Genomic DNA, 14697 nt, shown 5'->3' on the forward strand with positions numbered 1-14697 from the left:
CTGCCGCCTTACGCATGCAGTGCATAATTCTTCCGGAATGACACAACTATGCATGGAAAGCAGCAGCCCCGTTTTCTTTCTTATTGTATTTGTTTATTCCGCGGACTCCTGCCCTCCCGCGGCTTTTTCTTCTTTCTCTTTGCGAAGGAATTCCTGAATCTTCCCGTTTACATCCTCTTCCTTAAACTGGATGCACTGGAGAATCGTGTTCTTGATTTCCTTCGCCTTGGAACTGCCGTGTGTCTTGACCACAAGCCCCTGGAGTCCCAGCAGGGGAGCCCCGCCGTAGCTGCTGATGTCAAAGGAAGTCAGTGTTTTCTTCAGCGCCGGCTTGATCAGAAGACCGCCGAGAGAAGAAACCGGCGTGGATTTGATCCCGCTCTTGACCGCTTTCAGCAGGGTCTTCGCTACGCCCTCGTACATCTTCAGAATGACATTCCCGACAAACGCCTCTGTCACGTAGACATCCGCGGCGCCGGAAGGAATGTCCCTCGCCTCCACATTTCCGATGAAATTGATATCGGTTCTGGCCTTCAGCAGCGGGTAGGTCTCTTTGCAGAGGGCATTGCCTTTTTCCTCCTCTGCGCCGATATTGACCAGTCCGACCCGCGGATTCTCTATGCCGCAGATGCTCTTCATATAGATCGAGCCGATCACGGCAAACTGAACCAGATGCGCCGGACGGGCGTCTACATTTGCCCCGCAGTCAATCAGAAGGGAAGCTCCCTTTTCCGTGGGAATCAGCGGCGCAAGAGGAGCCCTCTGAATACCCCGGATTTTCTTGGCTATCGCCTGTCCCCCGACCAGCACGGCGCCCGTGCTTCCGGAGGAGACCAGCGCGTCCGCCGCTCCCTTATGGACCAGATTCAGCCCGACCACAAGCGAGGAGTCCTTTTTCCCCTGAATCGCCTTAACAGGAGGTTCTCCCGTCTCAATGACCTGGGTTGTAGGGATCACTTCCAGACGGTCCTTTGGCACATCCGGATATTTTTCCAGTTCCCGCGCAATAGCATCCTTGTCTCCTGTCAGGATGACCCGGATCCCGCTGTTTTCCCGAAGCGCTTCCACAGCGCCCTTTACCGGCTCGGCCGGGGCATAGTCTCCGCCCATGGCGTCTACAGCCACCCGCACAAGTTCACTCATTTTTCCCTCCACTCCGGATGCCGCCGCTAAACCGCCGCCCGCTGCGCAGGTACGTTCTCACGCCGGTTTGTCCGTCTTACTGTCCTGAAGTATCGCCGCCCTGGTCTGCCGCCTGGTCCGAAGCCTGATCGGTACTCTGTGACGCGGCCTGGTCTGTACTCTGGGCTGCCGCCTGATCCGTACTCTGCGCTGCCGCCTGCGAAGCGTCGGCAGAAGAGGCCGTGCTTCCGCCGGCCTGCTGCCCTGTGGCATAATCCAGAAGATTGCCGTTGGCATCGACAATATACCCGTCGGCATTAAACGTATATTCCACGCCGTCAATCGTCATGGTCGTATTGGTCGGGAATTTTCCGGTGCTCCGGTTCACATACTGGTAGCCGCCGTTATCCGCGCTCTGCGCCCAGTACATGTTATCCCACACGGTGACGCCGATGGTCTGGCTGGTAGTCATATTCACTTCCCCGTTTACCGTGTTGATGGCAACCGCATAATAATAGGTTGTCTGGGTATTGTCCGCCGTCTGGTCTGCCTGTGTGCCGGAAGATGATACGACTGCTTCTCCTGATGTATCTGCAGAGACAGAGGCAGAGGAAGAAGAAGCGGCAGAAGCCGCGGAAACCGACGCGTCTGCCCCTTTTGCGGGAATGACCGGACTGTAGGATGCTTCGGTGGCTCCCTCGATCAGCGTTCCGCCCCCGTTGGCGTTCACATTATTGGAATACCACTGGTAGCTGACCTCTCCGCCGGAGGCTGTGGCCGCCACCGTCAGCGTCGTCTGGGAACCGGCCTCTACATTCACCGTTCCGCTCAGGTCCTGCGTGAATGTCGGCGCCTCTATGGACTCGTTTACGATGTAATCCGGGAACACCTCCCCCTCCAGGGTGCTGCCGGACACGGTCTGCCCGGAGGCAGAAGGCTCCACAATATTGATCAGCTTCTCGGTAAACTGGGCAAAAGAGCATCCGCTAAGTAAAACGGACATGCTCAGTCCTACAGCGAAAAGCAGCGTTATTTTTTTTCCCTTCATTAAATATTTCCCCTTTTCTGTATACAAAAAACAGCCTGTGTGGTTCCACAAGTGGAGATATTATAGCATTTCACAAGAAATGCTGTCAACGTCACCGCGCCCTGCGCGAAGGAACGCGCGAAGCAATAGCCTCCGGCCGGTCAGCGCAGGAAAATTCCATTCCGCCTCGGGAATTTTCCAGAAAGGCATGAAGAAGCTCCGCCGTAAGTCCCCAGATCCGGTTCTCCAGATAGCGGTAGAAGTAGAGCTTTCGCGGGATGACCGCCCAGGGATAATTTCTCCCTCCGGGAATCTGGTCATAGGGAAAATCATCCGGAAGGCGGATCTCGTAATGCGCCTCGTAGGTCTCCGGCCTCTGCCGGAGCAGCTCTTTCACCGGAACCGTGAAGATCCGCGCCACCTCCGCCTCCGAAAAGGTGTTCTGATATCCCTCCAGCACCCCGGAATAGGAATAAATATCTCTTCCGCCCGGCCCGGTGACCAGGTTCTGTGCCTCGACGCAGCGGATCTGCTCTGTCCTGACAAGCAGTTCCTCCCGCGTCTCGCGGACGGCGGCATCCGACGGCTTCTCGCCCGGCTCTACCTTCCCTCCGGGAAAGCAGATCTCGCCGCCCTGCGCGATTCCAGGATTTCTCACCTCAAAGAGTATGTTCCACTCTCCCTCTACCCGCAGCAGAGGGATCAGCACGGCCGCTCCTTTTCCCGGCGGCGTGATCCGCACCGGAGTATTATATCTGTTCATTTTTCCCTCCTGGTCCGCAGGCGGACTGTCCCACTGCCTGACGGATTCTGATAACTAAAAATCCTCACGCATACTTTCTCTGCCGCGTAAGTCCGCCGCGGCTCTGCATGCCCATACCTGCTGCCGCCGCTAAAGCATACCGGCTCTGCTTGCAGGCGCGCGCCCGGTCCTGCTTTGCGGTTGGACTTATGCAGTAAAAGAAAGGCTGTCGGTTTCCCGACAGCCTGAATTTACGCTGGAATGAGAAGCATTATGCCTCATCCATCTTGATGATCTGCTTCTTGTTGTATGTTCCGCAGTTCTTGCAGACTCTGTGAGGCATCATAAGAGCGCCGCACTTGCTGCATCTTACCAGAGTCGGAGCAGACATTTTCCAGTTCGCTCTTCTCTTATCTCTATGCGATTTCGATGATTTATTCTTTGGGCAGATAGACATTTTAACACCTCCTCGTACTCTGATATGTATGCTGAACCGCCAAAATCCTTACCGGTTCCGGCAGAAAATCGCTCAGACACTTAAAGGATTATACACGGGCAGGCCATCCTTGTCAACGTTTTTTTCAATCGGACAGCGCGGCAGTGATAATGGCCATGGAATAAACCTCCATTGCGTTGCAGCCTCTGGAAAGGTCGTTGATCGGGGCGTTCAGTCCCAGAAGGATGGGTCCGTAGGCATCAAAACCGCCCAGTCTCTGCGCGATCTTGTATCCGATGTTTCCTGCGTTGATATCCGGGAAAATAAAGGTGTTCGCGTGTCCGGCAACTGCGGATCCGGGGCATTTTACCTCCGCAACCCTGGGAGATACGGCAGCGTCAAACTGAATTTCTCCCTCGATCGGAAGATCCGGATATTTCTCCTTAGCCTTCGCCGCGGCGTTACGCATTTTATCTACATCCTCTCCCTTTCCGGAACCGAGTGTAGAATAGCTCAGGAAAGCGACCTTCGGGTCTACGCCGAAAATTCTGCCGCACTTCGCGGATTCCCCAGCGATCTCCACCAGGTCATCCTCGGTAGGATGAATGTTGATCGCGCAGTCTCCCATAACAAGCACTTCGTTGTCCCCGGTAGCCTTCTCACGTACCATAATGAAGCAGGAGGATACGATGCTGTTTCCGGGCTTTGTCTTAATCAGCTGCAGCGCCGGACGAACCGTATCGGCAGTTGAATAGGTAGCGCCTCCCAGAAGGGCATCTGCCACTCCCATCTTGACCAGCATGGTACCGAAATAGTTGGAAGCGGAAAGAATTCCCCTTGCCTGCTCCGGCGTCACGCCTTTTTTCTTTCTCAGCTCGCAGAACAGATCCACCATCTCCTCGAAACGGTCATAGTTCTCCGGATCGATGATCTCTGCCCCGTTGATATTGTATCCGGCCTCCTCTGCCGCCGCCGCGATTTCATCCGGCTTTCCTACCAGAACCGGCTTAAGGAAAGTTCCGGACAGCAGACGGGAGGTTGCCTCGATGATACGGGGATCAGTGCCCTCTGTGAAAACAATCTTTTTCGGATTCTTTTTCAGCTTGTCAATCAGTACTCCAAAACCATTGTTAGCCATTGTTTTTTTCTCCTTTTCATCCTGCGGCGCCGGCAAAGCCGGCCGCCGTTTTATCTGTTCCTCCGGGAGCTTCCCGGAAGCTTCTTACCCTCTCAGAATCAGCCTCTTTCAGACCACCGCGGTCTTCTGCCGGGTGAGTGCCGAAAAAGCAGACCTTTCTTCCGGAATCAGCCCTTCAGGATTGCCACGGTATCCCTGCAGATGGCAAGCTCCTCGTTGGTCGGGATAACGCATACCGCGACCTTGGAGTCGTCGGTGGAGATCTTTACATTTTCTCCGCGGACAGCGTTCTTTTCGTCGTCAATCTGAATTCCCATGTAGGTGAAATTGCTCATGATTTCTTTCCGGATTTCCTTGTCGTTCTCACCGATTCCCGCGGTGAAGGCAATGGCATCCACACCGTTCATGGCCGCGATATAGGCGCCGATGGTGGTAACAACACGGTACGCAAACACCTCCAGGGCAACCTTTGCGTCCTGGTTTCCGTCCGCCGCCGCACTGGCAAGATCGCGGAAATCACTGGAAAGACCGCGGGAAAGACCGTATACGCCGGATTTCTTGTTCAGAATCTGCAGAACACCGGAAGCGTCCAGGTTCAGCTTCTTGCCGAGGAATTCCACCACAGAGGGATCCACATCACCGGAGCGGGTTCCCATGCAAAGGCCGGCCAGAGGCGTAAGTCCCATGGAGGTGTCCACGCATTTTCCGTTTACAACCGCGCTGACAGAGGCGCCGTTGCCCAGGTGGCAGACGATAATTTTGGAATGATTCAGATCCATGCCGAGGAATTTTGCTGTTTCCTTGGAAACAAAGCTGTGGCTGGTTCCGTGGAAGCCGTACTTGCGGATTCCGTACTTTTCGTAATATTCAATCGGGATCGGATAAAGATAAGCCTTTTTCGGCATGGTCTGATGGAAAGCGGTGTCGAAGCAGCCCACCATCGGTACGCCGGGCATCAGCTCCTGGCACACACGGATACCGATCAGGTTCGCCGGATTGTGAAGCGGAGCAAGACCGGAGCACTCCTCCAGAGCCTTGATCATCTCGTCATCAACCTTTGCAGAGCAGGCAAACTTCTCTCCGCCGTGTACGACCCTGTGGCCCACCGCGTCGATTTCCTTCAGGGACTTGATCACACCGGTTTTCTCATTCTGAAGCGCGTCCAGCACCATCTGGATAGCTTCCTTATGCGTCGGCATTGCCGCCTCGGTGATCTCTTTGTCCAGGCCTGCCTTTTGATATACCAGCCGTCCGTCAATTCCGATTCTCTCACAGAGTCCCTTTGCCAGAACTGCTTCGGTATCGGAATCAATCACCTGATACTTTAAGGATGAACTGCCGCAGTTGATTACAAGAACTTTCATGTTAACCTCCCTATACACGTTTTCTGTTCTCCGGTGCCGTCCCGCATGAAATTTCCTGTATTCCGGCGGAAAAACACCTCACCGGGATTTAATTATAGTACCTAATTTCTGACCGTACAAGGGTAAATCCGCATTGTCAGGGGAAATAAAGTGTCCTATAATTGATACAATTTTCGTAACTGTTCAGCGCCCCGGAAAATCGATGCGAAGAGGCGGAAAAAAGGTCGTCAAGGAGGCTCTATGCGCACAGCGGCAGTGATAGCAGAATACAATCCGTTCCACAGCGGGCACGCCTATATGCTGCAGGAGGTGCGCCGTCTCTCCGGCGCCGATTTTCTGCTTGTCGTCATGAGCGGAGACTTTGCGCAGAGGGGAACCCCCGCTGTTTTTGATAAATACACGCGGACGGAGATGGCATTGGCCGGCGGCGCGGATCTTGTCCTGGAGCTTCCTCTTGCCGCCTCCTGCGGCAGCGCGCCGCGGTTTGCGGAGGGTGCCGTCCGGCTTCTGGACGGTCTGGGCACTGTGGACGAGCTCTGGTTCGGCAGCGAATGCGGCAGCATGCGCCTCTTCCACATGCTATCGGACATTCTTTCCCGGGAACCGGAGGAATACCGCGCGCTTCTGCGGAAAAATCTGGCCTCCGGCATGTCTTTTCCCAGGGCAAGGGCAGGTGCGCTCCGGGTCTTTCTTCCGGATTCCGTCCCGGAGGGGGAGCTTTCGGATGTGCTTTCTTCTCCCAATAATATTCTGGGGCTGGAATACTGTATTGCCCTGAAAAAGCTGAAAAGCCCAATCCGTCCCTGTACCGTCCGGCGCAGGGGCGCAGGCTATCACGATACCGATGCCGGAAGCGGAGAGGAATTCCCCTCCGCATCCGCGGTGCGCGCCCTCCTGACCGGAAATCCGTCCGGGGAAGAGCACTCTGCGCCGGATGTCCGGGACATGGAGGCAAAGCTTTCCGCCCTGGTTCCCGCGGCCTGCCTCCCCCTCTACCGCCGGGAGCTCTCCGCAGACAGTATCCTGACGGAAGATGATTTCTCGGAAATGCTGCTGTACCGGCTGTCCGAATTAAAGTCCGGAATGGACGGCAGTCTGTTTTCCGGACCCGCCTTTCTGGATGTCCCCGGTGACCTCCTGCGCCGTGCTTTCCGCCTTCTTCCGGAGTTCCGCTCGTTCTCCCAGTTTGCCGGACTGCTGAAAACCAGAAATACCACCAGAACTCAGATTAACCGCGCGCTCCTGCATCTGCTTCTGCGCCTGACGGAAGAAGATCTGGAGCAGGCTGCGTCCCCCTCTTTTGTCCGGATGCTCGGCATGCGCCGCTGCCTGGAGCTTCTCCCCGAAATCAAAAAAAAGAGCCGCCTGCCCCTGATCGCAAAGGCATCCGCGCTCTCTTCCTTTTCCTATAACCGTGACCTGTTTGCCTCGGAGCTGTACGAATCCGTAAAGTCCCGGAAAACCGGCCTTCCCTTTCAGCCGGAATTCAGCCGGGCCGTCATCATCCGCTGACCGCTCCTGCCTGCCGGATGATCTTCAGCGCCTCCTCATGGACGGCTCCGTTTGTCGCCAGGACGCTTGTCTTTACACAGCAGTCCAGCGGCCTGCCCTCCAGGTCTGTGAGCTTCCCTCCGGCCTCCTCCAGAATCAGGCTGCCGGCAGCATAATCCCACGGCTGAAGAATCCTTTCATACATAACATCCAGTCTCCCCGCGGCAATGTGCGCCAGGGAGAGGGCGGCGGAACCGCCTCTTCGTACATCCTGGCTCTCCAGAAAAAGAGCTTTTGCCACCCGGAAGGTCCAGTCCGCGTACTGGTGGTAGTAGGGAGCCGTCCCCATCTCGACCAGACAGGACTCCAGTTTCTCCGCCCCGCTGACATGGAGCCTCTCCCCGTTCAGGAAAGCCCCCTTTTCTCTCTCCGCCGTGTAAAGCTCCCCGGTGTCCGGGTTATAGATGACGCCAAGCACCGCCCGGTGGCGGTCGGCAAGCGCCAGCGAGATGCAGCTTTCCTTGCTGTCATGCAGAAGATTGGTCGTCCCGTCCACCGGATCCAGAATCCAGACGGCGCCGGACAGATCCAGGCCGGTGTTGTCCTTTTCCTCTCCCATAAAGGGGATGTCCGGATAGTTCTCCGCCAGAACAGACTGCAGATAAGCCTGGACGTGCAGATCCACCTCCGTGACATAGTCGGAGCGTCCCTTGACATGGACAGCGGCGCTGTCCTCTTTGTTCTCAAAAAGATCCCTCGCCGAACAGACGATGCGGGTCATATCCTCCAGCTGTACTTTTCTGCGTTTCAATCTCCTGTCTCCTCCCTGCATCCGGAAATCCGGAACGGCACCGCGTCCGGATCCCGTTTTCTCTGTCAGATGCCCAGCACTTCCCGCAGCCTGAGAATGTTTCCGTCAAACCGGTATCCCTCGATCCCACATTCACGCGCCGCCGCAATGTTTCTCTCCAGATCGTCCACAAAGAAGCAGTCCTCCGCCTCCAGCCGGAACCTATCCAGGAACAGCTCGTAAATTCTGTGCTGAGGCTTGATGTACCCGTAGGAAGCGGAGAAAAATACGCCGTCATACAGTTCCGGGACAGGAAGAATACTTTTCCAGTTGTCATGGTCCGGCAGACGGATGCTGGCGTTGGACAGCACGTACACCCTGTGCCCAGCCTCTTTCAGATCGCGCACCACCTCGTCCATATGCGGAATAGGGATCATGTTGTACTCGTGCCAGTGGAGGAAAGACTCTCTGGCCGCTTCCCAGACCTTCTCCGAGGAACAGCGTCGGTGCATGGTCTCCAGCGCTTCCTCCTCGGAGATCAGCCCGGCATCCAGCATGGTCCACTCCGAGGAGCGGAAAACAACCAGATATACCTCCCGGCTGATTTCCGGGTCATCCGTAAAGCGGCTGATCGACAGATACGCGTCGTAATCCACCAGCACATGGCCCATATCCAGCAGAATATTTCTGTACCGCAAAGAAACACCTCAATTCTTGAAACTGTGCACCGGCGCAGGAATCCGCCCCGGACGGTTTACAAACGCGTCACAGCCGAACCGGTTGACCGGCATGATCGGCGCGCTTCCAAGAAGCCCGCCGAATTCCAGCACGTCTCCCTCTTTTTTCCCAATCGCGGGAATCAGACGGACCGCCGTGGTTTTCTGGTTGACCATTCCGATCGCCATCTCGTCCGCGATGATGCCGGAAATGGTCGTGCTCCTGGTATCCCCCGGAATGGCAATCATATCCAGTCCCACAGAGCAGACACAGGTCATGGCCTCCAGCTTCTCCATGCACAGAGAGCCTCTGTTGACGGCATTGATCATCCCCTGGTCCTCACTGACCGGGATAAACGCGCCGGACAGTCCGCCGACATAAGAAGAAGCCATGACGCCTCCCTTTTTCACCTGGTCGTTCAGCAGGGCGAGAGCCGCTGTTGTCCCCGGCGCGCCGGTGGACTCCACGCCGATTTCCTCCAGGATATCCGACACCGAGTCCCCGATGGCGGGCGTCGGCGCCAGAGAAAGATCGATAATGCCGAACGGGACGCCCAGCCTGCGGGACGCCTCCTGCGCCACCAGCTGACCGACACGGGTCACCTTGAAGGCCGTTTTCTTGATGGTTTCGCAGAGAACCTCAAAGCTCTCCCCGCGCACTTTTTCCAGGGCGTGTTTAACTACCCCGGGGCCGGAAACGCCGACATTGATGATCGCGTCCGCCTCCGTCACTCCGTGGAAGGCGCCGGCCATAAAAGGATTGTCGTCCGGGGCATTGCAGAATACCACCAGCTTGGCGCAGCCGAGACAGTCCTTTTCCTTTGTCGCCGCCGCGGTGCTCTTGATAATTTCTCCCATCAGCTTGACCGCGTCCATGTTGATGCCGGTTTTGGTGGAACCGACATTCACAGAGCTGCACACCAGCTCCGTCTTTGCCATCGCCATGGGGATGGAACGGATCAGCATCTCATCCGCTTTTGTCATGCCCTTGGAGACCAGGGCGCTGTAGCCGCCCAGAAAATTGACGTGGACATCGTGCGCCGCCCTGTCAAGCGTCTGCGCGATAGTCACAAAATCCTCCGGGGTCTTGCATGCCGCTCCCCCGACAAGGGCGATCGGCGTGACCGAAATTCTCTTGTTCACGATCGGCACCCCGAATTCCGCCTCGATCTCTTCTCCGGTAGAGACCAGATTTCTGGCCATCGTGGTGATCTTGTCGTAGATTTTATGGTTCAGACGATCCAGATTGGAATCCACACAGTCCAGAAGGCTGATGCCCATGGTGATGGTCCGCACATCCAGATTCTCATTCTCGATCATCTCATTGGTTTCATTTGCTTCAAAAATATTTATCATGCCTGCTCCTGTCCTGACACAGCCGTAAGGCTGCCTGCGTATACTCCCGTGCCAAAAGCCAACCGTGATCAGATGCGGTGCATCATATCGAAAATATCTTCTCTCTGGCAGTGGATCTTCACACCGATGCTCTCTCCGATTTCATCCAGATCCCTGGAGAGGTCCGCCGTGGTTTTGTCGGAACCGGAGGTGTCGGTAATCATCATCATATGAAAATATCCCTGAAGGATGGTCTGGGAAATGTCCTCAATGTTGACGTTGTTTTCCGCGAGATAATTGCAGACTTTAGCGATAATCCCCACCGTATCCCTGCCTGTTACCGTAATGATTGTCTTTTTCATGGCTTTCCTCCTCTGTGTCGTTTCCCTGTGATCCATTCCCTGTTCCGGCTGTCAGAATTCCAGCAGTTCTCCCACGCTGCTCCGTCCCGCGACAGAGATCGGGAAGTCATCCGCGCGGTAGGGGTTGTCCCCGGCCGTGACCTCGCTGCAGACGGTCTCATACGCCAGCGCGGGATAATTATTCTCCGCGCTGAGATGGCCCAGGACAATATATTTCAGATTGTCATGCAGCACCTGACAGAGCAGACGGCCGGACGCCTCGTTGGAGAGATGTCCCTTGTCACTCATGATTCGCACCTTCAGCGGATAAGGGTAGCGCCCCATCTCCAGCATGCGGATGTCGTGGTTTGCCTCCAGAAGAAGTGTGTCGCAGAACTGCAGATGACGCACGGTATAATCCGTGTACGTTCCCATATCTGTGGCAATCGCCGCGGAGTGGCTGCCGTTTGTGATCCGGTACCCGACCGGTTCCGCCGCGTCGTGCGAGATGGAAAACGGCTCGATCTCCATATCCCCGATCTGTACCGTCCGGTCCGCGTAAACCGGGTGAAACAGGCTGTCCGGTATTTTGCCGACCTGCGAGGTATTTTTTATCGCGCGTATGGTTCCCTCTGTCGCATAGATCGGGACGCCCAGCCTTCTGGCCAGGACGCCCAGCCCGGATATGTGGTCCGCGTGCTCGTGCGTGACAAAGACTGCCTGGATATCCTTCCCTGTATAATCGAAGGAATTCAATCCCTGCTCCACTCTTTTTCCGCTGATTCCGGCGTCAAACAGCAGGCTGGTCTCCTCGCTTCCCGCAAAGATGCAATTTCCGCTGCTTCCGCTGGCAAGACTGCACAACTTCATGAACGATCTCCCTGTCCGTATAAAAGTCCGGAAAACAGCAGGGATTTACTCCCTGCCCGGTAATTCTCCCAGCCTGCTGTCGATCTGTCTGATAGAATCAGCCAGCGGCCCGGAATTATCAATCACAAAATCCGCCGCCTCGCGGAACCTCTGTTCCGGAAGCTGGCTGCGGATCATGGAAGTAATCTTACTGTCCGTGTATCCGCGGGATTCCTTCAGCCGTTTCCGTCGGACGGCCTCATCTGCATAAACATACCACAACTCATCGCATATTTCATTATATTTTTCCTCGATCAGAAGAGCGGCCTCCAGGAAAAACAGCTGGGTTCCCGCTTCCCGCTCGGCGCTGATTTCTTCCATAATATATGCCCTCACCGCGGGATGGACAATCCGGTTCAGCTTCTCCCTCAGCGGATCGCTGTTAAAAATCATCCCCGCGATCCTGCCCCTGTCCAGTTCGCCGTCCGCCCCTACCGCCTCCGGACCGAAGAGACGCACAACCGGCTCAAAGCAACGTTCTCCCCGCCGCATCAGACGGGCGGCCGCCTCGTCCGCAAAAAGCACATAGGCCCCGTACCGCTCCCGCACATAGCGCAGCAGCTCGCTTTTTCCGCTCCCGACTCCCCCTGTCACACCAATCAGATACATCTTATTTTGCCTCATACCAGCTGTTTCCGGTGTGCATGTCGATTTCCAGCCTGACTGCCAGCTTAGCTGCCCCGGTCATCTCCTCCTCCAGAATCCGGCTTACCGTCTCCAGCTCATCCTTCGCCGTCTCCAGAAGCAGCTCATCATGCACCTGCAGGATCAGGCGGGATCTCAGTTTTTCCTGTTTCAGCCTGCGATTGACGCGGATCATGGCGATCTTGATAATGTCCGCCGCGGTGCCCTGAATCGGGGCGTTTTTGGCCACCCGCTCCCCGAACTGCCGCTGCATGAAATTGCTGGATTTCAGCTCCGGCATGGGACGGCGGCGTCCGTACATGGTCTCGGAATATCCCTTCTCCCTGGCGGAAGTCACAAGTCCCTCCAGGAAAGAGCGTATGCCCGGATAGGTCTGATAATACTGCTCGATGTATTCCGCTGCCTCCTTTCTGGAGATCCCCAGATCCTCCGCCAGCCCGAAGGAGCTGATCCCGTAGACAATACCGAAATTGACAGCCTTCGCGTTTCGCCTCTGCAGCGGCGTCACCTGGTCAAACGGGACATGGAACACCTGGGATGCCGTGATCGCGTGGATGTCCTTTTCCATTTTGTAGGCGTCAATCAGCTTCCGGTCCCCGGACAGATGCGCCAGGACACGCAGCTCGATCTGCGAGTAGTCCGCGTCCAGAAAGACAAACCCCTCCGCCGGAAGAAACACTTTGCGGATCTGTCTGCCGAGCTCCATCCGAACCGGAATATTCTGCAGGTTCGGGTCGGTGCTGCTGATCCGTCCCGTCGCCGTGATGGTCTGGTGAAAGACGGAGTGAATCCGTCCGTCATCGGCGATAAAGGACGCAAGGCCGTCCGCATAGGTGGACTTCAGCTTGGTCAGCTGACGGTATTCCAGGATATCCCGGACGATCGGCGCCTCCGGCGCCAGCTTTTCCAGTACATCCGCCGCAGTGGAATACCCTGTCTTTGTCTTTTTTCCTCCCGGAAGCTTCATTTTTTCAAAAAGGATCTCGCCCAGCTGCTTCGGGGAATTGATATTAAAGGTCTCTCCTGCCTGCTCGTAGACAGAAGCCTCCACCTGCCGTATGCCTTCCGTCAGACGGTTTCCGTACTGCTCCAGTTCCTCCGGAAGCACCCGGATTCCGGCGCGCTCCATATCCGCAAGCACATAGACCAGCGGCATCTCCATGCCGCGGAAAAGCGCGAGCATGCCGTTTTCCTCCAGCTTCCGCTCCAGCAACGGCTGCGCCGCCAGCGCCGTAAAGGCGGTTTCTCCCGCGTAAACGGCGGCCTTGTCCTCTTCCATCTGTTCCGGCAGGGGGATCTTTTTCGACTGAAAAATCTCCTCCGCGGAAAGCACACGCTCCGTCCCGCAGTCCTTCGCAATCGTATCGAAACTGTAGTCACTGGTAAGCGGGTCCAGCAGATAGGCCGCGATTTTGATATCAAACACACTGCCCTCTGCGGATTCCGGCAGTTCCGCCGCACGCACCATCTCCTTGAAGCCGAAGGTACACAGAAGCGGGCATTCCCCGGCAATCCGGCGCACCGCGTCCAGAAGAAGATTCTCTGTCACAAAACCGCCCGCGGGAATGTAATAGGTTCCGCCGACGCCGCCCTTCTGATCCGGAAGGGACAGCCCGAGTCCGTAAACACGGCACTTCCCCGATTTCCGGTCGGTCTGCTGAAGGAGGTAAAGACCGGCCCTGTCCGTCCCGGCCGCTTTTTTCAGCAGAGCGTCCGCCTCCTGCAGCCCGGTGACCGTGCGGACCTCCACCACCCTCTTTTCGGCGGCAGGGTCTGCCTCAAAGCGTGTGAGCAGCTTCTTAAAGCCCAGATCCCGGAACATCTCGTAGGCTTCCGGCGTGAAAAGGTTTTCCAGTCTTGCCTTCTCCAGATCCAGCTCTACCGGGCTGTCCGTATTAATTTTTGCCAGCTTCTCCGAGAGAAGCGCGGAATCATAGTGGTCGCGCAGGGCTGTCATGGCCTTCTGGGGTCTGATGTTCTCTACATGCGCGTAGGCATTCTCCACAGTCCCGTATTCCTTCAGGATTTTCGTGGCCGTCTTGATACCGATTCCGGGAACACCCGGAATATTATCCGCGGTATCGCCCATCAGCGCCTTCAGCTCTACAATCTGGGGAGGCGTCAGTCCGTAGGCTTCCTCCACATCCCCGGCGTGATAATCCGTAATTTCCGTCTTTCCGGCCTTTGTCCGGGGAATCCGGATCAGGACCTTTTCTGTCGCCAGCTGCAGCAGATCCCGGTCGCCGGAAACCACGGAGACGTCCAGCCCCTCTCTCTCCGCCTTTACCGAAAGGGTTCCCAGGATATCGTCTGCCTCAAAGCCTTCCTTCATGACGATGGGAACACCCATGGCCTTCAGAACCTCCTGCGTCAGCGGCACCTGCTCCCGGAGTTCCTCCGGCATGGGGTGACGCGTCCCTTTATAAGCCTCATACATTTTATGGCGGAAGGTCGGCGCGTGCGTATCGAAGGCGACCGTCAGGTAATCCGGCTGCTCCTCCTCCAGAATCTTAAAAAGAATATTCAGGAAACCGTAAACCGCGCCCGTATGCCTTCCTCCCGATGCCGTCAGGTCCGGCAGGCCGTAAAAGGCACGGTTCAGGATGCTGTGTCCGTCAATCAAAACAATTTTTCCGCTCAC

At 56.3% G+C, this 14697-nt stretch carries 14 protein-coding genes; 1 reads left to right on the forward strand and 13 read right to left on the reverse strand.

The window, feature by feature from the left end:
• Positions 1 to 93: 93 nt before the first annotated feature.
• The 6 genes from plsX to FYJ60_RS01375 all read right to left on the reverse strand — a co-directional run bounded on the left by plsX (position 94) and on the right by FYJ60_RS01375 (position 5829).
• The gene (gene plsX, locus FYJ60_RS01350; RefSeq protein WP_154456793.1) at positions 94 to 1143 is read right to left on the reverse strand and encodes a phosphate acyltransferase PlsX; all 1050 of its coding nucleotides are present in this window, start codon (positions 1141 to 1143) and stop codon (positions 94 to 96) included.
• Positions 1144 to 1219: 76 nt separating this feature from the next.
• Entirely contained in the window at positions 1220 to 2170 is a 951-nt protein-coding gene (locus FYJ60_RS01355; RefSeq protein WP_154456794.1) for a hypothetical protein, read from the reverse strand.
• Positions 2171 to 2261: 91 nt separating this feature from the next.
• Positions 2262 to 2912, reverse strand: coding sequence for an NUDIX hydrolase (locus FYJ60_RS01360; RefSeq protein ID WP_154456795.1), 651 nt, complete (start codon positions 2910 to 2912; stop codon positions 2262 to 2264).
• A 250-nt stretch (positions 2913 to 3162) separates the two neighbouring features.
• On the reverse strand, positions 3163 to 3348 hold the full coding sequence (rpmF, locus tag FYJ60_RS01365) for a 50S ribosomal protein L32 (RefSeq protein WP_154456796.1): 186 nt from the start codon (positions 3346 to 3348) through the stop codon (positions 3163 to 3165).
• A 124-nt stretch (positions 3349 to 3472) separates the two neighbouring features.
• Positions 3473 to 4465, reverse strand: coding sequence for a phosphate acetyltransferase (pta, locus tag FYJ60_RS01370; RefSeq protein ID WP_154456797.1), 993 nt, complete (start codon positions 4463 to 4465; stop codon positions 3473 to 3475).
• A 167-nt stretch (positions 4466 to 4632) separates the two neighbouring features.
• Positions 4633 to 5829 (reverse strand): acetate/propionate family kinase, encoded by a 1197-nt coding sequence (locus FYJ60_RS01375; RefSeq protein ID WP_154456798.1) that lies wholly within the window; start codon positions 5827 to 5829, stop codon positions 4633 to 4635.
• A gap of 240 nt (positions 5830 to 6069) precedes the next feature.
• On the opposite strand from FYJ60_RS01375, the gene FYJ60_RS01380 reads away from it, so the two are divergent.
• Positions 6070 to 7341, forward strand: coding sequence for a tRNA(Met) cytidine acetate ligase (locus FYJ60_RS01380; RefSeq protein ID WP_154456799.1), 1272 nt, complete (start codon positions 6070 to 6072; stop codon positions 7339 to 7341).
• Here the strand turns inward: FYJ60_RS01380 and FYJ60_RS01385 are convergent.
• From FYJ60_RS01385 to polA, 7 genes are all read right to left on the reverse strand, one after another.
• Positions 7331 to 8131, reverse strand: a complete 801-nt coding sequence (locus FYJ60_RS01385; protein ID WP_235903279.1) for an inositol monophosphatase family protein — start codon at positions 8129 to 8131, stop codon at positions 7331 to 7333. The genes FYJ60_RS01380 and FYJ60_RS01385 overlap by 11 nt on opposite strands.
• A gap of 65 nt (positions 8132 to 8196) precedes the next feature.
• A complete protein-coding gene (locus FYJ60_RS01390; RefSeq protein ID WP_154456800.1) occupies positions 8197 to 8808 on the reverse strand; it encodes an HAD family hydrolase in 612 nt (203 codons plus the stop codon).
• Positions 8809 to 8817: 9 nt separating this feature from the next.
• Positions 8818 to 10182: a PFL family protein gene (locus FYJ60_RS01395; protein ID WP_154456801.1), complete on the reverse strand. Its 1365-nt coding sequence runs from the start codon at positions 10180 to 10182 to the stop codon at positions 8818 to 8820.
• Between the two features lie 68 nt (positions 10183 to 10250).
• Positions 10251 to 10523, reverse strand: coding sequence for an ACT domain-containing protein (locus FYJ60_RS01400; RefSeq protein ID WP_154456802.1), 273 nt, complete (start codon positions 10521 to 10523; stop codon positions 10251 to 10253).
• A 51-nt stretch (positions 10524 to 10574) separates the two neighbouring features.
• Positions 10575 to 11372 (reverse strand): MBL fold metallo-hydrolase, encoded by a 798-nt coding sequence (locus FYJ60_RS01405; RefSeq protein WP_154456803.1) that lies wholly within the window; start codon positions 11370 to 11372, stop codon positions 10575 to 10577.
• A gap of 45 nt (positions 11373 to 11417) precedes the next feature.
• The gene (coaE, locus tag FYJ60_RS01410) at positions 11418 to 12035 is read right to left on the reverse strand and encodes a dephospho-CoA kinase (RefSeq protein ID WP_235903280.1); all 618 of its coding nucleotides are present in this window, start codon (positions 12033 to 12035) and stop codon (positions 11418 to 11420) included.
• The gene (polA, locus tag FYJ60_RS01415) at positions 12022 to 14697 is read right to left on the reverse strand and encodes a DNA polymerase I (protein WP_330579066.1); all 2676 of its coding nucleotides are present in this window, start codon (positions 14695 to 14697) and stop codon (positions 12022 to 12024) included. Before polA ends, coaE begins: the two co-directional genes overlap by 14 nt.

It is taken from the genome of Bilifractor porci (assembly GCF_009696005.1).
GTDB classification, from domain to species: domain Bacteria; phylum Bacillota; class Clostridia; order Lachnospirales; family Lachnospiraceae; genus Bilifractor; species Bilifractor porci.